This is a genomic window from Citrobacter sp. Cpo040 (genome assembly GCF_030332915.1).
GTDB classification, from domain to species: domain Bacteria; phylum Pseudomonadota; class Gammaproteobacteria; order Enterobacterales; family Enterobacteriaceae; genus Citrobacter; species Citrobacter portucalensis.
Genome location: NZ_JAOWGX010000034.1, coordinates 1,197,144 through 1,214,557, shown reverse-complemented (window position 1 = coordinate 1,214,557; position 17,414 = coordinate 1,197,144). Strand labels below are relative to the sequence as shown.

The following is a 17,414-nucleotide window of genomic DNA, read 5'->3' as shown; positions in this document are numbered from 1 at the left end:
GCCTATGCTCAATCAAGAACTGGAACTCAGTTTAAACATGGCTTTCGCCAGAGCGCGCGAGCACCGACATGAGTTTATGACCGTCGAGCACTTGTTACTGGCGTTGCTCAGTAACCCATCGGCCCGCGAAGCGCTGGAAGCGTGTTCTGTGGATCTGGTGGCGCTCCGTCAGGAACTCGAAGCCTTCATTGAACAGACCACACCTGTATTGCCTGCCAGTGAGGAAGAACGCGACACGCAGCCAACGTTGAGTTTTCAGCGTGTACTGCAACGCGCGGTCTTTCATGTTCAGTCCTCCGGGCGCAATGAAGTTACCGGCGCAAATGTGCTGGTCGCTATCTTCAGCGAGCAGGAATCTCAGGCGGCTTATCTGCTGCGTAAGCATGAAGTAAGTCGTCTTGATGTGGTGAATTTTATTTCTCATGGCACGCGCAAAGACGAACCCAGTCAGTCTTCTGACTCTGGGAATCAGCCAAATAACGAAGAGCAAGCTGGCGGGGAGGACCGTATGGAGAACTTCACGACTAACCTTAACCAGCTTGCCCGAGTGGGCGGAATTGATCCGCTCATTGGCCGGGACAAAGAGCTGGAGCGCGCCATTCAGGTACTGTGCCGTCGCAGAAAAAACAACCCGCTGCTGGTGGGAGAGTCTGGCGTCGGTAAAACCGCCATTGCCGAAGGCCTCGCCTGGCGTATCGTCCAGGGTGATGTGCCTGAAATCATGGCTGATTGCACCCTTTACTCCCTGGATATCGGCTCGCTGTTGGCTGGCACCAAATATCGCGGTGATTTTGAGAAACGCTTTAAGGCGCTGCTGAAACAGCTGGAACAGGATACTAACAGTATTCTGTTTATCGATGAGATCCACACCATTATCGGTGCGGGTGCGGCATCGGGCGGCCAGGTGGATGCGGCTAACCTGATCAAGCCGCTGCTCTCCAGCGGTAAGATCCGTGTGATAGGGTCCACAACCTATCAGGAATTCAGCAATATCTTTGAAAAGGACCGTGCGTTAGCGCGCCGTTTCCAGAAAATTGATGTCACTGAGCCATCGGTAGAAGAGACCGTACAGATAATCAACGGTCTGAAGCCAAAATACGAAGCGCACCATGATGTCCGCTATACCGCCAAAGCGGTGCGTGCAGCGGTCGAACTGGCGGTGAAATACATTAACGATCGTCATCTGCCGGATAAAGCGATCGACGTGATCGATGAGGCGGGCGCGCGTGCGCGTCTGATGCCGGTCAGCAAGCGCAAGAAAACCGTCAACGTGGCGGATATCGAGTCCGTTGTGGCCCGCATTGCGCGGATCCCGGAGAAGAGCGTTTCGCAGAGCGATCGCGACACGCTGAAAAACCTGGGCAACCGTCTGAAAATGCTGGTATTCGGACAGGATAAAGCCATTGAGGCGCTGACTGAAGCGATCAAAATGAGCCGTGCCGGTCTGGGACACGAGCATAAACCGGTTGGTTCGTTCTTGTTTGCCGGACCAACTGGCGTCGGTAAGACTGAAGTCACGGTGCAGTTGTCCAAAGCACTCGGCATTGAACTACTGCGTTTTGATATGTCCGAGTATATGGAACGCCACACCGTTAGCCGCCTGATTGGTGCGCCTCCGGGGTATGTCGGTTTCGACCAGGGCGGTTTGCTGACCGATGCTGTTATTAAGCATCCGCATGCGGTACTGCTGCTGGATGAAATCGAAAAAGCGCACCCGGATGTCTTTAACCTGCTGCTGCAAGTGATGGATAACGGTACGCTGACCGACAATAACGGGCGTAAAGCGGATTTCCGCAACGTGGTGCTGGTCATGACCACCAACGCTGGTGTGCGTGAAACTGAGCGTAAATCGATTGGGTTGATTCATCAGGACAACAGTACTGATGCGATGGGCGAAATCAAAAAAGTGTTTACGCCGGAATTCCGTAACCGTCTCGACAACATTATCTGGTTTGATCATCTCTCTACCGAGGTGATTCATCAGGTTGTTGATAAGTTTATCGTCGAGCTTCAGGTACAGCTGGATCAGAAAGGTGTCTCTCTGGAAGTGAGTCAGGAAGCGCGTGACTGGCTGGCAGAGAAAGGCTACGACCGCGCAATGGGCGCACGTCCAATGACGCGTGTGGTCCAGGATAACCTGAAAAAACCATTGGCTAACGAACTGCTGTTCGGTTCGCTGGTGGATGGTGGCCAGGTGACCGTTGCGCTGGATAAAGAGAAAAATGAGCTGACCTATGGCTTCCAGAGTGCGCAAAAGCACAAGCCAGAAGCCGCACATTAATCTTTAATCACCTAATCAGCCGGGCGTAATGCCCGGTTTTTTTTCGCCTGATAATCGTGATTTGAAATGGGATATTCGGGGAGTTTAAACGGCAGGCAAAAAATAAGCCTGCGTAAGGGAGATTACGCAGGCTAAGGAGGTGGTTCCTGGTACAGCTAGCATTTATGGGTTATGTTTTTCAGCGGAGGGGATAATACCCTTAATGAACGCAACGGTATGTGATCGATTTCTAAGAATCTTCCGAACGCTGAAAAATAACCGTAATTAACTACTTAGCATGCGGGTTGCGCGTGGACTCACCGGTAAAATTACGCATCAACAATGCATAATTCAGATCGATATCCTCTGGTACTGGCATCCACACGGTGTAACCATCGCCCGGCGCAACCGGCATGGCTTCGCCTTTCGCGTTTTCCATCTGCTCGAGGGTAAAGTTGATGTTGCCTTGTGGGGTCATCAGCTCCAGGCTGTCGCCGACGGTGAATTTGTTTTTCACCAGTACGGCTGCCAGTTCACCTTTACGTTCGCCGGTAAACTCGCCGACAAACTGCTGACGCTCGGAAACAGAGAAGCCGTATTCGTAGTTCTGATAGTCGTCATGCGTATGGCGGCGCAGGAACCCTTCGGTGTAACCACGATGCGCCAGACCTTCCAGCGTTTCGAGCAGTTGCGGGTCGAACGGTTTACCGGCTGCGGCATCATCAATGGCTTTACGATAGACCTGCGCGGTACGTGCACAGTAATAGTAAGACTTGGTGCGGCCTTCGATCTTCAGGGAATGCACGCCCATCTGCGTCAGGCGTTCAACGTGGGCTATGGCACGCAAATCCTTTGAGTTCATGATGTAAGTGCCATGTTCGTCTTCGAACGCGGTCATATACTCACCCGGACGCTGGGCTTCTTCAATCATAAAGACTTTGTCTGTCGGTGCGCCAATACCCAGCGTAGGCTCAACGTTTTGTACCGGAATAGGCTCGTACTTATGCACGATATTGCCCACCACGTCTTCTTTGCCTTCCTGCACGTTGTATTCCCAGCGGCAGGCATTGGTGCAGGTACCCTGGTTAGGGTCACGCTTGTTGATATAGCCAGAAAGCAGGCAACGGCCGGAGTAGGCCATACACAGCGCGCCGTGAACGAAGATCTCAAGCTCCATATCCGGCACCTGGGTGCGGATCTCTTCGATTTCTTCCAGCGACAGCTCGCGGGAGAGGATCACGCGGGTCAGCCCCATCTGCTTCCAGAATTTCACCGTCGCCCAGTTTACGGCGTTAGCCTGTACTGAAAGGTGAATATCCATGTCTGGGAAGTTTTCGCGCACCAGCATAATCAGTCCAGGGTCTGACATGATCAGTGCATCCGGCCCCATTTCCACCACCGGTTTCAGATCACGAATGAAGGTCTTCAGCTTGGCATTGTGTGGGGCAATGTTAACCACCACATAGAATTTTTTACCCAGTTCATGGGCTTCATTAATGCCGAGCTGCAGGTTTTCGTGGTTGAATTCGTTGTTGCGTACGCGCAGTGAGTAACGCGGTTGGCCCGCATATACTGCGTCTGCGCCATAGGCGAAAGCGTAACGCATGTTTTTCAGCGTTCCCGCCGGGGAAAGGAGTTCCGGTTTAAACATAATTTTCTCGTTCTGATGACAGGTCAGACTCGCCTCACTCAATGAGGCGGTTAGGGGAGTGCCCCCATATTAAGGGCGGGCATTGTAGCGCTGCGAGGAAGTCAGGTAAAGAAAAACGCCGGGCGACAGCGTTGTGTTACCCGGCTGGGCGAGTAATTATCAGGTCTTATTTTTTATCGTCTGACTGACACCATTGGTCTTAACTGAAGCAATACCGGTCTCGCGTGACTGTTCATTCGCATACAGTTGACTGCTACCAATAATCTGGTGGTTTGCAGCTTTCAGGTTGAAATGTAATTTGCCATTAGACGCTGTTTTTTTCTCATAACGCTCATCCAGAGGGCTGTTAGCCTGGACAGATGCGATCCCTTTTTCTGCAGCACCTTTTGTAGTGTAAAGCTCACTGGTAAGGATTATTTCCCCGTTCCCAGCTTTAAGAACAAAGCGGTACTGATCATCGCTACTCTTACTTAATTCAAACCAACCAGCCATATGAACTCCTTGATTAAAAGTTTTATATCAAACAGTTATTGACGACAGTATTGTCAGAAAGAGTATGAGCGATATTTGGATAGTTGCTAGTTACCAGGGCTCACGGAGCAGCGGAGCCCTGAAGGGCAGGAGAGTTTAAGCAATTCGGCAGGCGTCGGCTTCCCAGCGATACCCCACGCCATAGACCGCGCGGATAAACGACTGCTCGGCATCCAGCGACTCCAGCTTGCGTCGCAGGTTCTTAATATGGCTGTCGATGGTGCGGTCGGTAACGACGCGGTAGTCGTCATAGAGATGATTGAGCAACTGTTCACGGGAGAACACTTTTCCCGGCTCATGTGACAACGTTTTAAGTAAGCGGAATTCGGCGGGCGTTAAATCGAGCATCTTCCCACGCCAGGAGGCCTGAAAACGGCCTTCATCGACGATAAGCGGGCTGTCTGCATCCATTTGTTGCAGTTCGCGCTGCGGTTTGCAGCGGCGTAGAATTGTTTTCACGCGAGCCACGACTTCGCGCGGGCTGTAAGGTTTACAAATATAATCATCAGCACCGATCTCCAGCCCCAGCAGGCGATCAATCTCTTCGATTTTAGCGGTTACCATCATGATGGGGACTTCTGAGAAGCGGCGGATTTCCCGACACAGAGTCAGACCGTCGGTACCGGGCAGCATCAGATCCAACAAGATCAGATCGGGCGGCGTTTGGCGCACGTAAGGCAGAACCAGGTCGCCGTGGTTGATCAGCGTAGGGGCATAGCTCGCTGCTCGCAGATAGTCGATCAGCAGTTGCCCCAACTTAGGCTCATCTTCCACGATCAGAATACGCGGTGTGTTTTCATCAATGGGTAACTCAGTCATACATCTCTCTGTAAATCGCGTTCCAGCGGTAACTCTACTGTAATGCTAACCCCACCAAAAGGCGAATGGGCGGCACGAATCAGACCATTATGCGCTTGTACGATATTGACGCAAATCGCCAGCCCCAACCCGGAACCTCCACTGGCGCGGTTGCGCGAGCCTTCGGTGCGATAAAATCGTTCAAACAGCTTCTGTAACTGCTCGTCACTTACGCCGGGAGCGGAATCTGCGAAGGTTAATAACACCATGCGTTCGCGTTGTTCGGCGCTGATATGCAACCCGCCACCGCTATCGGTGTAGCGCAGACTGTTTTCCAGCAGGTTGTTGAACAGCTGCATCAGACGATCCCTGTCACCAAATACCGTCATGCTGTCGGGGAGCGAAAGCTGTATGGTCAATCCACGGCTGGCGAAGCGTTCACGAAATGCGCCGCTTGCCACTTCCAATAGGGGGATGAGGTCCAGCGATGTTTTCTGGTAGGCCAGCGCGCCTTCATCTGACATGGAGAGCTGATGAAGGTCGTCAACCAGTTTGGTGAGCGTACCGACTTCAGCCTGCAACGAGGCAACGGAGTCAGGGGTAAACTGGCGGACACCATCCTGAATGGCCTCCAGTTCACCGCGCAACACCGCCAACGGCGTACGCAGTTCGTGAGAAATATCGGCCATAAAGTCACGACGCATCTGCTGGTTTTTTTCCAGTGTACTGGCGAGCTGGTTGAAGTCCTGCGCCAGCTTGCCCAGCTCATCCGTACTGGTTGGCGTAACGCGAGTGGTGAAATCGCCCGCCGCCAGTTTGTGCGTGCCTTCCACCAACCGCTTAACCGGGGCCAGCAGGCTGCGCGCCAGCGTAAACGTCGCCAGCGCGGCCAGGATCGTGGAGAGCGCAACGATAAGCCAACTGGATCGTCTTTGCTGCATGTCGAAATTGATATCCGTATTCCGCGTTAAACGTTCCACGGGAGAGGCGATCACGGCGCCCACTTCGCTACCGTTAACGCGTATGGGATGGCGCATGCCGTCGCGAGGAACTGGGCCGCGCGGGCCGACCAGCACACGGGCATTTTGGTCGACAACCCAAAACTGTGTTCGCCAGCCGTGCGGCGGCATGCCTGGGCCCGGTTTATCATCGTCGTTGTCGTGTTCAAAAGAGCGCAGGATCTGGAAAACAAAACGATCGTTATTGCGTAAGAATCGCCAGTTGCCGTGCTGCTCGTACTGCTCGCTTAATGCGTCGCTGAGCATTTGCAGCCGTTGCTCGTTGCCGTGCTTGATATAGTCAATAAAACCACGTTCGAAGCTAATGCGTACGGCCCAGTGCATGCTGATCAGCAACACAATGCAGGTGGCGAAAATCGCCAGAAACAGTTTGCCGGTGATACCGGGCTGCCAGAACTTCATCAGGTGCTCCTTTTGCGCCGTGAAATCACCGCGTTGGTTTGCGTGTCGTTCGGCACGCGGGCAAAAATAATGGCGGGCAGCGCAATAATGAAGGCGATGCACAGCCAGGTATACATAAAGACGGTATGCGTACTTCCGCTGTCGATGGCGATATGCTGTTGGCCGAACATGCCCAGCAGCAGGCCTGCGATGGTCACACCAATACTCATCGATAGCTGCATGATCATCGACAGCAGGCTATTGCCGCTGCTGGCGAGAGCGTCAGGCAGGTCTTTTAACGTCAGGGTGTTCATGGAGGAAAAGCGCGTTGAGTTGACCATTCCCTGTAAAAACAGCACGAAGGGCAGGGCGTAATACCAGCCCAGCAGTGCCGTGGTCATTAGCAACAGACTGACCAGCGACAGGCCAAGCGTAGTGGTAATCAGCACACGACGGTAACCAAAGCGGTTAACGACCTGTACCACAATGCGCTTCATGCCCATACTGCCCAGCACCATCGGGATCATCATCAGCCCGGCATGAAAAGGTGAAAAACCGAGGCCAATCTGTAAAAACACCGGCGTCATAAACGGTAACATGCCGCTGCCGATGCGTCCGGCAAAACTGCCGAACAGACCTAGCGAGAAGGTTGGTGTGCGAAACAGATTTAGGCTGAACAGCGCACGCGGATTACGATGGGCGTGTTTCAGATACAGCGCAATAGCCAACACCCCGCAGATAACCAACGCCGCCAGCGTGATACTGGAGAGGCCGGTTCCTTTGCTGCCATCGAGCGCCAGCGTCAGTACCGCCATGCCGACCGCCAGCATCGCGAACCCTGAGAGGTCGAAACGTCGGGTTTGCATGGTGTAGTTGGGCATCAGCATTAACGTCGCTATCGCGCCGACAATGCCTACCGGAATGTTAATCAAAAATATCCAGTGCCAGGAGACGTATTCAACCAGAATTCCGCCTAACGCCGGGCCCAGAAGCGGGCCGATTTGACCGGGTAAAGTGACAAACGTCATCGCCGCCATATATTGCTCACGCGGGACGATTTTCATCACCGTTAGCCTGCCGACCGGCACCATCATCGCACCGCCAACGCCTTGTAAGACGCGCGCCATCACCAGCTCGTTGAGGGTGCTCGACCCGGCACAAAACAGCGAGCCTAGCGTAAACAGGATGATGGCGGTGAAGAAGATATTACGCACGCCAACTTTGTCCGCCAGCCATCCGCTGGCGGGCAGCATCACGGCAACAGTTAAAACATATGACACAATGACCATATGCATGTGTAACGGGCTTTCCCCGAGGCTTGCCGCCATCGAGGGAAGCGCGGTGTTAACGATGGTGGTATCCAGCGACTGCATAAAAAAGCCAAATGCCACAATCCAAAGTTGCCAGCGGGTGCTGTCGGGAAGTTCTGTCATAACTCTGCTACCGGTTTGCTGTTTTTACGCGAAAAACGCAGACGCAGGCGGTCGAAAAAGAGATAGACCACGGGCGTGGTGTACAGCGTCAGGAGCTGGCTCACGACCAGCCCACCGACAATGGTTATCCCCAAAGGCTGACGCAGTTCAGAGCCATCCCCTGCGGATAACACCAACGGCAACGCGCCAAACAACGCCGCCAGCGTGGTCATCATTATTGGGCGAAAGCGCAACAGGCAGGCCTGAAAAATAGCTTCTTCCGGCTGTAGCTTGCCGTTTCTCTGCGCTTCCAGCGCAAAATCGACCATCATGATGGCGTTTTTCTTCACAATGCCAATTAATAGCATGATCCCTATCAGGGCGATTAGGCTGAATGGGGCATTGAACAGCTCCAGCGCCAGCAACGCCCCGACGCCAGCCGAAGGTAGCGTGGAGAGAATAGTCAGCGGATGGACATAGCTTTCATACAGCATACCCAGCACGATATAGACCGTGGCGATGGCGGCGATAATCAGGATCACCTGCGAATTCATGGTGTCCTGAAATACCTGCGCGGTACCGGCAAAGCTACCGCGAACCGTGGAAGGGACGCCGAGCTGGGTCATGGTTCTGTTGATGGCCTCTGTCGCTTCTGACAGTGAAGAACCTGTCGGCAGGTTAAACGACACGGTTGAGGCGGCAGACAAGCCCTGATGGTTCACAGACAGTGGCGCATTCGCCGGCTGCCATTTAGCAAAGTACGATAACGGGATCGCTTTACCGTCATTGTTGATGACGAACATTTTGTCCAGTGCGCTGATGTCCTGGGTGTAACGTCGATCGACCTCCATCACCACTTTGTACTGGTTCATCGGTTGATAAATTGTCGAAATCTGCCGTTGTCCGAAAGCGTTATTCAACAGGCTGTTGGCGGCGGCAACATCGATTCCCAGACGCGACATGGTGTCGCGATCGTAAATCAGATTCATCTCCGCGCCATTGTCCTGCTGATCGGAGTTGACGTCTGCCAGTTGGGGCAGGGCGGCAAGCGCCTTACGGATCTTCGGTTCCCACTCACGCAGCGCCGCGAGATCGTCGGACAGCAATGTGTATTGATAGCTGGCGTTGGCCTGGCGTCCGCCAACGCGAATATCTTGCACCGCCATTAAAAACAGATTCGCACCTGGCTCTTTTGAAAGCGCGACGCGCAGGCGGTCGATCACCTGCTGAGCCGTTTCATGGCGCTCATCACGTGGCTTGAGGGTAATAAACATCATCCCGCTGTTGACCCGCGAACCACCGGTAAAACCGGTGACGTTATTCACCGCCGGGTCGTCGCGGATGATCTGCATAAAGTCCTGCAGTTTGCCGCGCATCGCCTGAAATGAGATGCTCTGGTCGGCCTGGATCCCACCCATCAATACGCCGGTATCCTGCTCCGGGAAGAAGGTTTTGGGGATGGAAATATAAAGCCAGATATTCAGCGCGATGGTGCCAAGTAACACCACGCCTACCAGCCGCGTATGGCGTAGCACCCATTTAAGCGAGGTGCCGTAACTCTGTTGCAGCGCCACTAGCACGCGACCAAATCCCCGCTTACGCGTTTGTTCGCGCGGGGCGCTGGATTTGAGCATCCAGCCACACATCATTGGCGTTAATGTCAGTGACACCAGCAGGGAAATGCCGATTGCCACCGACAGCGTGACGGCAAATTCGCGCAGCAATCGCCCCGGCAGACCGCCCATCAGCAACAGCGGTAGGAATACCGCGACCAGCGACAGGCTCATTGAGAGAACCGTAAAGCCCACCTCGCGCGTGCCCTGTAGCGCGGCCTGAAGGGGTTTCATTCCCGCCTCGAGGTGGCGGGCTATGTTTTCCAGTACCACGATGGCGTCATCGACGACAAAACCCGTGGCAATGGTTAGCGCCATTAACGACAGGTTGTTCAGGCTGAATCCGCACAAATACATGGCGGCAAATGTGCCGATTAGCGAGACCGGAACCGCGACGGCGGGGATGAGTGTTGCACGTCCGGAACGCAGAAAGACAAAGACCACCAGGATAACCAGCGCCACGGAGATAATCAGCGTCTGTTCGACTTCTTCCAGCGAGGCGCGAATAGTCGGCGAGCGGTCCTGGGCGATTTGCAGATCGATGGCGGCCGGGACCAGCGTTTGTAACTCCGGCAATTTGGCGCGAATGCTGTCTACCGTCTGAATGATATTGGCTTCCGGTAGCTTGCGGATCATCAGCAGAATGGCCGGTTTGGCATTGGTCATCCCTGCGTTGCGTACGTCCTGCACCGAGTCGGTTACAGACGCAACGTCGCCCAGTCGCACCGCCGCGCCGTTATTGTAGTGGATGATAATCGGCTGGTATTCGGCGGCGGTTTTCAGCTCATCGTTGGTTTGAACCTGCCAGCGGTGAGTATCATTCTCGATAGCACCCTGCGGCTTACGCACGTTGGCGTTGTCAATTGCGCTACGCACGTCATCCAGCGACACACCCTGGTTAAACAGCGCCTGCGGATTAAGCCCTACACGCACGGCAGGCAGAGAGCTGCCTCCAACGTCCACGTCGCCCACGCCGTCGATTTGTGCGATGGTCTGCGCCAGTTGTGTTGATGCGAAATCGTACAATTCACCTTGCGAGTACGTGTCCGACGTTAGCGTCAGGATCATGATTGGCGCATCGGAAGGGTTGGCTTTGCGATACGTTGGTCGGCTCGGCATCCCGCTGGGTAGCAGACTTTGCGCGGCGTTAATTGCGGCCTGAACGTCCCGCGCCGCGCCATTGATGTCACGGTCGAATTTGAATTCGAGAATAATACGCGTACTGCCAAGTGAACTGCTCGAAGTCATTTCGTTCACGCCCGCAATGCGCCCCAGCGAGCGCTCCAGCGGAGTTGCGACCGAGGACGCCATCGTTTCGGGTGAGGCACCCGGTAACGATGCGCTGACCATGATCACCGGAAAATCCACCTGCGGTAGCGGAGCGACCGGCAGCAGACGAAATCCGAGTATGCCGCACAGGGTGATGGCCACCGAAATAAGAATGGTCGCCACCGGACGATGAATGAAAAGCGCGAAAAATTTCATTTACGCTTCCTCTTCCTGACGCGGGAAGCGGCTTTTCACGTACAACGAGAGACGGTCAAACAGCAGATAAATCACCGGGGTGGTAAACAGGGTTAATACCTGACTCACCAGCAGCCCACCGACCATGCCAATACCTAATGGACGACGTAACTCTGCGCCCACTCCGGTACTCAACATCAGCGGCAACGCGCCGAGCAGTGCCGCCAGAGTAGTCATCAGGATCGGGCGAAAACGCAGCAGACAAGCCTGGAAAATGGCATCGCGTGGTGACATTCCCTGTTCGCGCTCCGCGGCAAGGGCAAAGTCGATCATCATGATGGCGTTTTTCTTGACGATACCGATGAGCAAAATAATGCCGATAATCGCGATGACGTCCAGTTCGCTCCCGGCAATTATTAACGCCAGGAGCGCCCCGACGCCCGCCGTCGGCAACGTGGAGAGAATAGTAATTGGGTGAATAAAGCTCTCATACAGCACGCCGAGGACGATATACATCGCGACAACCGCAGCCACAATCAACCAGATGGTATTTCCCAGCGCGGCCTGGAAGGCGAGCGTGCTGCCCTGGAACTGGGTGGTAATATTTGCGGGCAGGTTAAGCGTTTTTTCTGCATCCAGAATCGCCTGTACCGCATCACCCAGCGACCACTCGTCTGGCACGTTGAACGAGATGGTGGTGACCGGGAACTGATCGAGGTGGTTAATCGACAGCGGGGCAAAACGCTGTTCAATACTGGCGATCGCGCTGAGCGGTACTATGCCGCCGTCGCTACTGGTCAGACGTATTGTATCCAGTGCCGCAAGCCCCGGCGTATTGTTGGTGTCATGTTCTAACACCACGCGATACTGATTGGCCTGGGTGTAGATGGTTGAAATCAGTCGCTGGCCGAAGGCGTTGTACAGAGCGTTATCGACATCTGACATGCTGATGCCCAAACGGCTGGCGCTGTCGCGATTGACGTTCACATATGCTACCAGCCCTTTGTCCTGCCAGTCGCTACTGACATCGGACAGTTGCGGTAGCTGATTTAGTTTTGCTATCAGCTGTGGAACCCAGGTGCTGAGGGCATCAAGGGATGTCGCTTGGAGCGTGAACTGATATTGCGTCCGGCTGACCTGAGTATCAATCGTCAGGTCCTGAGTGGGCTGAAGATAAAGGTCAACGCCGGGAACTCTGTCAACCGCGTCCTGTAGGCGCGCAATCACTTTCTGCACCCGATCGTCACGTTCATCCAGCGGCTTAAGGTTGATTTGTAAGCGCGCGCTGTTCAATGCCGTATTAGTGCCGTCCACACCGACAAAAGCGGTCAGGCTTTCTACCGCCGGATCTTTCAGGATGACATCTGAAACCTGACGCTGGCGCTGGGCCATGCTGGCAAATGAGCTGGACTGCGGCGCCTGCAGCGTGCCCTGGATGATGCCGTTATCCTGGATCGGAAAGAAGCCTTTGGGGATAAAGACCCATAGCATAACGCTCAGCACCAGCGTGCCGAGTGCAACGCCCAGCGTGAGCCACGGATGGTTGAGCACTTTCGCCAGCCAGTGGCCGTACCCGGCAATGACGCGATCAAACATTCGCTCTGAGGCACGGGAGAAGCGGTTTTGCTTACGCAATGAGGCCTGATTCAGCATACGGGCGCACATCATCGGCGTAAGAGTGAGCGAGACAACAGCGGAAATCAGAATCGCCACGGCCAGCGTCACAGCGAACTCCCGGAACAATCGGCCTACGATATCACCCATAAACAGCAGTGGGATCAGTACGGCGATCAGTGAAAATGTCAGAGAGATGATGGTAAAACCAATCTCGCCCGCGCCCTTCAGGGCCGCAGTCAGCGGTTTTTCGCCTTTTTCGATATAGCGTGAAATATTCTCGATAACCACGATAGCGTCATCCACCACAAAACCTGTCGCAATGGTTAGCGCCATGAGGGTCAGGTTGTTGATGGAGAAATCGAGGAATACCATCACCGCGAAGGTGCCGATTAACGATAACGGTACGGCGACCGCAGGAATAATGGTTGCCGGAATATTGCGTAAAAACAGGTAGATAATCATGACTACCAGCGCAATCGCCAGCATCAATTCAAATTGGGTATCCGCTACGGACGCACGGATATTGGTCGTACGATCGGAAAGTACGCTGACCTTAACCGATTTAGGCAGGCTCTCGGTGAGCTGCGGCAGCATCTGGCGGATACTGTCTGCCGTGGAGATGATGTTCGCGCCAGGTTGGCGCTGAACATTCATCACTATAGCTTGTTGCTTATTGGCCCATGCGCCCAGCCAGCTGTTTTCGGCCCCTTGTTCTACGGTGGCGACATCGCCCAGACGAACCGGCGCCCCGTTTTTATAGGCAACAATGAGCTGACGATATTCATCCGCAGACTGCATCTGGTCGTTAGCTGAGAGCGTGACGGCACGCGTTGGGCCATCAAGACTCCCTTTTGCCGAATTGACGTTTGCACCGGTAATGGCCGTACGGATGGTTTCGCTGGTCAGACCGAGTGCGGCAATGGCCTGAGCGTTAAGTTTCACGCGGACCGCCGGACGTTGCCCACCGGAAAGTGTTACCAGGCCCACGCCGGAAACCTGAGAGATTTTCTGCGCGACGCGGGTTTCGACCATATCTTCCACCTGCGTCATCGGCATGGCGCTGGATGTGACCGCCAGCGTCATGATCGGCGGATCTGCCGGGTTTACCTTGCTGTATACCGGAGGGTTAGGGAGATCGCTGGGTAATAAATTGGTGGCGGCGTTAATCGCGGCCTGAACTTCCTGCTCGGCAACATCCAACGGGAGCGTCAGTTGAAACTGTAACGTAACGACCGATGCGCCACCGGAGCTTTGTGATGACATCTGTTTTAAGCCAGACATCTGTCCAAACTGACGTTCAAGCGGTGCGGTGACCGCCGAGGTCATGACGTCCGGGCTGGCGCCTGGGTAGAGCGTAACGACCTGAATCGTGGGGTAATCCACTTCAGGTAAGGCGGCGATTGGCAGGAAGCGATAACCGATAATTCCGGCAAGCAAAATCGCGACCATCAGCAGCGTGGTGGCGACGGGGCGCAGAATAAACAGGCGCGATGGTCCGCCTGTGTTGTCCGGAGGTAACACCTGCATCAGGAGTTGGCTCCTTTTTTGCCGTATCCGCGTGGAGCAGTTTTCTCGTCGGAAACAGAGGCGTCGTGCGCCTCAACGACTTCGACTTTTGCGCCTTCCGTCAGACGATCAATACCGTCGGTCACGACCCGATCGCCCGCAGACAACCCGGCAGTAATCACCACTTTTTGGCTATCCTGAATTCCCGGTTTAACCAGGTGTTTGCTCACTTTGTTATCGCTGTTCAGTACCCAGACAAAGTGGCCTTCGTTACCCATTTGCAGGGCGGCAGTTGGGATCACAACGGCATTTTGTTGTGTGTCGACCAGCATGCGGGCGTTAACGAACTGGTTAGGGAATAAAGCATCATCCTGATTGTTAAAACGAGCCTTAACTTTGATTGTTCCGGTGGTGGCATCAATTTGATTGTCGAGACTGAGCAGGACGCCTTCGCTCAGCTTTTGCGAATTGGTTCGGTCCCAGGCTTCGACCTTCAGCGGGCTCCCCGATTTTTGCGCCTGCAACACGGTAGCAATGTCGTTTTCAGGCAAAGTAAATATCAGGTCGATGGGATGCGTTTGCGTAATGACGACAATTCCGGTGGTATCGCCACTGGAAATTTGGTTACCGACATCGACCTGCTTCAGGCCGACACGACCATCGACAGGCGCGGTTATCCGGCTCCAGTCGAGCTGCAACTGAGCGCTGGCGACACTGGCTTCATCCGCTTTTATTGTGCCTAACGTCTCGTTGACCAGCGCCTGCTGGGCATCCAGCTCCTGGCGGGAGACCAGATTGGTTTTAACCAACTGTTGATAGCGGGCAAGATCGCGACGGGCATTCGCCAGCGTGGCTTTATCTTTTGCCAGTTGTCCCTGCGCCTGAGCCAGAGCAACTTTGAACTGGCTGGGATCTATCTCTGCCAGCAGGTCGCCGGCTTTAACCTGTTGTCCTTCCTCAAAGTGTAAGGCGATGAGTTGACCATCCACCCGACTACGCACCGTGGCGGTATTTGCGGCAGTAACGGTCCCCAGCCCTGTCAGATAGCGTGGCACGGCTTCCTCGGTGGCGGTGGCAGCCTGCACGGGAGCCAACGGTCCGGAGCGCATTCCACGCCGTCCTGACCCCGCAGTGTGCTGCGCGGGTTTGGTCGCGCCCGGTGCGGTTCCCTGGGATGCGCTGCGGCTTTGCCAGAACCAGATGGCGGCGACGGCGGCCACGACGATCACGATTGCTATCACCCAGCGGGATTTATTACTGCCTTTCATTGTTATGAGTTTCTCATCCTGAAACGATTCGCGGAATGATACTAGTTTAGCCAGTGAACAAGGGAGAAAAATGGAGGAATTATGAAACACTGTCGGGATTCGTCTGAATGCTGACGCGGCTTTGCGAGGCGTTACGCAACAATCGGTGGTGAAGATAGCGAATACGCAATCGTGCGATAGAGTGCTGACAAGGCAAAAAGGAGGAAAGTCAGAGATTTCAGCAGGACGCTGGAACGGGAAAGCCCTCCCGAGGAAGGGGCCAAAATAAGGAAAGGGTTATGATGAAGCAGGTCATCATACTGGTGATACTCTTAGTCATTAGCTTCGCGGCTTACTAAGACACCAGGGGGAGGGGAAACCCTCCCTAACCCTCACTCCTGAAAATAAGCCACAGCAAGGATGATGTCAATACGCACACTTTTCAGCATGCGAGCGGCTTAGCGGAAAACAACGTCAGCCCAGCGGGCCAGTCCGGCGGTGACAGAACCGAAGTCATCGCCACCCGCGATAGGGATCCCGGGAAGCTGCTGGGCGAGGGCTTTTTTAATCAGCGGCGAACGCGCGCTGCCGCCGGTCAGATAAATCACGTCCGGTTTTTCCTGTGCGTTGTCCAGCGCCAGCTGGACCTGCTCCAGAATACGCGCCAGGGGCTGATTGAGCGCAGCTTCCAGTCCGTGTTGATTGATATCGGTTGCCAGCGTGTCGCTGATAAACGGTATCGCCGCCGTTACAATGGTCTGGTCGGAAAGTGCGATTTTGCTCTCTTCTGCACTGCGCACCAGGCGATAGCTCAGACGCTCGCGCCAGACTTTAAGCAGCAGAGCGACTTTATCAGCTTCTCTTGCGTCGCGGACAAGATCGTTGAGCAATCTACCGTTGGCGCTGCTGTAGAAATCACTTTGCGCGGGAACGTCGTTGATTGCGACCGCGTTCCACCAGGGGAGAATCGGTAAGGCGATACCTTTTTCAGTCTCACCGCCCATACCCAGCAGCGGCATCAGGTGTTTAAACGCCAGCGCGATATCCAGATCGTTCCCGCCTACGCGGCAGCCACTGTGTCCCAGCAGGCTGTTTTCGCGATCGGCGCGCTGATGCCATTGCGGCCCCATCAGCAGCATTGAACAGTCGGTCGTACCCCCGCCGATATCCACCACCAACACGCGTTTTTCTTCCTGCAGCGTCGCTTCGTAATCCAGTCCCGCCGCTACCGGCTCGTACTGGAAGACGACATCCTGAAAACCGGCGCGTTTGGCCGCACGTTCAAGAATACCCTGCGCCTGGGTGTTGGCGTCATCGCCACCTAATCCCTGGAAGTTGATGGGCCGACCAATCACGGCCTGAGTGATAGCTTCCGGCAGTTGGCTTTGCGCCTGGTTGCGAATGTGCAGCATCATTGCACAGACCAGATCTTCAAACAGCGCAACCTGCTGCGGCTTCAGACCGCTGGCGCCCAAAAATGATTTTGGCGATTTAACGAAGTACACCTCTTCCGGGTCTTCAATATACTGACCCAGCGATGCCAGACCGAACTGTACGCTGTTGGCGTTAACGTCGATGTCTTCTTCGCGGTTGTAGCGCATCGCACGGCGAAGCAGCGCCTGCGTTTCATCGTCCGTAGTTGGGATGTCATGATGGCGATACAGCCACTCGCTAACCGCTTCGCGCGTTGGTGCGCACAGCATTGAGGGTAGCAGCGTGCTGTTATTTTCCATTTTGAGCAGGTGGGGCTGCCCATCACGCATAACGGCCACTGAACAGTTTGCCGTACCGTAGTCAAAACCAATAAACACCGTAAAAATCCCCATGCCAGTGAAGAAGGGGCGTGACTTTAACGAATAGTTGACGCCCCGACAACTGGAATATGAAAGCAAGGCGTACTGATTGAATACCGTTT

The 17,414-nt window shown here is 54.6% G+C and carries 11 protein-coding genes; 2 read left to right on the top strand and 9 right to left on the bottom strand.

Going from position 1 to position 17,414, the window contains the following annotated elements; genetic code table 11:
* The first annotated feature begins 4 nt into the window (after positions 1-4).
* A complete protein-coding gene (gene clpA, locus OGX86_RS10645; RefSeq protein ID WP_003036804.1) occupies positions 5-2,281 on the top strand; it encodes an ATP-dependent Clp protease ATP-binding subunit ClpA in 2,277 nt (758 codons plus the stop codon).
* Between the two features lie 268 nt (positions 2,282-2,549).
* On the opposite strand, the gene trhP is transcribed toward clpA, so the two are convergent.
* The 8 genes from trhP to OGX86_RS10605 form a co-directional block, all read right to left on the bottom strand.
* Positions 2,550-3,911, bottom strand: a complete 1,362-nt coding sequence (trhP, locus tag OGX86_RS10640; protein WP_043016896.1) for a prephenate-dependent tRNA uridine(34) hydroxylase TrhP — start codon at positions 3,909-3,911, stop codon at positions 2,550-2,552.
* Positions 3,912-4,070: 159 nt separating this feature from the next.
* Positions 4,071-4,403, bottom strand: a complete 333-nt coding sequence (locus OGX86_RS10635; protein WP_284105899.1) for a YegP family protein — start codon at positions 4,401-4,403, stop codon at positions 4,071-4,073.
* Between the two features lie 135 nt (positions 4,404-4,538).
* Positions 4,539-5,261 (bottom strand): envelope stress response regulator BaeR, encoded by a 723-nt coding sequence (gene baeR, locus OGX86_RS10630; protein WP_032943946.1) that lies wholly within the window; start codon positions 5,259-5,261, stop codon positions 4,539-4,541.
* Positions 5,258-6,661 (bottom strand): envelope stress sensor histidine kinase BaeS, encoded by a 1,404-nt coding sequence (gene baeS / locus OGX86_RS10625; protein WP_286640007.1) that lies wholly within the window; start codon positions 6,659-6,661, stop codon positions 5,258-5,260. The genes baeR and baeS overlap by 4 nt, the downstream gene beginning before the upstream one ends.
* Complete coding sequence (locus tag OGX86_RS10620) at positions 6,661-8,073, bottom strand: MFS transporter (protein ID WP_284105900.1); 1,413 nt, start codon at positions 8,071-8,073, stop codon at positions 6,661-6,663. The genes baeS and OGX86_RS10620 overlap by 1 nt, the downstream gene beginning before the upstream one ends.
* Positions 8,070-11,150, bottom strand: coding sequence for a multidrug efflux RND transporter permease subunit MdtC (gene mdtC, locus OGX86_RS10615; RefSeq protein WP_286640004.1), 3,081 nt, complete (start codon positions 11,148-11,150; stop codon positions 8,070-8,072). Before mdtC ends, OGX86_RS10620 begins: the two co-directional genes overlap by 4 nt.
* On the bottom strand, positions 11,151-14,273 hold the full coding sequence (locus OGX86_RS10610) for an MdtB/MuxB family multidrug efflux RND transporter permease subunit (protein ID WP_286640002.1): 3,123 nt from the start codon (positions 14,271-14,273) through the stop codon (positions 11,151-11,153).
* Positions 14,273-15,520: an MdtA/MuxA family multidrug efflux RND transporter periplasmic adaptor subunit gene (locus OGX86_RS10605; RefSeq protein ID WP_048224462.1), complete on the bottom strand. Its 1,248-nt coding sequence runs from the start codon at positions 15,518-15,520 to the stop codon at positions 14,273-14,275. The genes OGX86_RS10610 and OGX86_RS10605 overlap by 1 nt, the downstream gene beginning before the upstream one ends.
* A 278-nt stretch (positions 15,521-15,798) precedes the next feature.
* Here OGX86_RS10605 and OGX86_RS10600 point away from each other — a divergent pair, with 278 nt between their 5' ends.
* The gene (locus OGX86_RS10600) at positions 15,799-15,858 is read left to right on the top strand and encodes a type I toxin-antitoxin system Ibs family toxin (RefSeq protein WP_100280300.1); all 60 of its coding nucleotides are present in this window, start codon (positions 15,799-15,801) and stop codon (positions 15,856-15,858) included.
* 99 nt (positions 15,859-15,957) lie between these two features.
* On the opposite strand, the gene yegD is transcribed toward OGX86_RS10600, so the two are convergent.
* Positions 15,958-17,310 carry a molecular chaperone gene (gene yegD, locus OGX86_RS10595; protein WP_286640000.1) on the bottom strand — a complete coding sequence of 451 codons (1,353 nt, stop codon included), beginning with the start codon at positions 17,308-17,310 and terminating at the stop codon, positions 15,958-15,960.
* Between the last annotated feature and the right edge of the window lie 104 nt (positions 17,311-17,414).

Bases quoted from the DNA above. Each gene is read 5' to 3' on its own strand.
- clpA (WP_003036804.1), top strand. From the start codon at position 5: ATGCTCAATCAAGAACTGGAACTCAGTTTAAACATGGCTTTCGCCAGA.
- trhP (WP_043016896.1), bottom strand. From the start codon at position 3,911: ATGTTTAAACCGGAACTCCTTTCCCCGGCGGGAACGCTGAAAAACATG.
- OGX86_RS10635 (WP_284105899.1), bottom strand. From the start codon at position 4,403: ATGGCTGGTTGGTTTGAATTAAGTAAGAGTAGCGATGATCAGTACCGC.
- baeR (WP_032943946.1), bottom strand. From the start codon at position 5,261: ATGACTGAGTTACCCATTGATGAAAACACACCGCGTATTCTGATCGTG.
- baeS (WP_286640007.1), bottom strand. From the start codon at position 6,661: ATGAAGTTCTGGCAGCCCGGTATCACCGGCAAACTGTTTCTGGCGATT.
- OGX86_RS10620 (WP_284105900.1), bottom strand. From the start codon at position 8,073: ATGACAGAACTTCCCGACAGCACCCGCTGGCAACTTTGGATTGTGGCA.
- mdtC (WP_286640004.1), bottom strand. From the start codon at position 11,150: ATGAAATTTTTCGCGCTTTTCATTCATCGTCCGGTGGCGACCATTCTT.
- OGX86_RS10610 (WP_286640002.1), bottom strand. From the start codon at position 14,273: ATGCAGGTGTTACCTCCGGACAACACAGGCGGACCATCGCGCCTGTTT.
- OGX86_RS10605 (WP_048224462.1), bottom strand. From the start codon at position 15,520: ATGAAAGGCAGTAATAAATCCCGCTGGGTGATAGCAATCGTGATCGTC.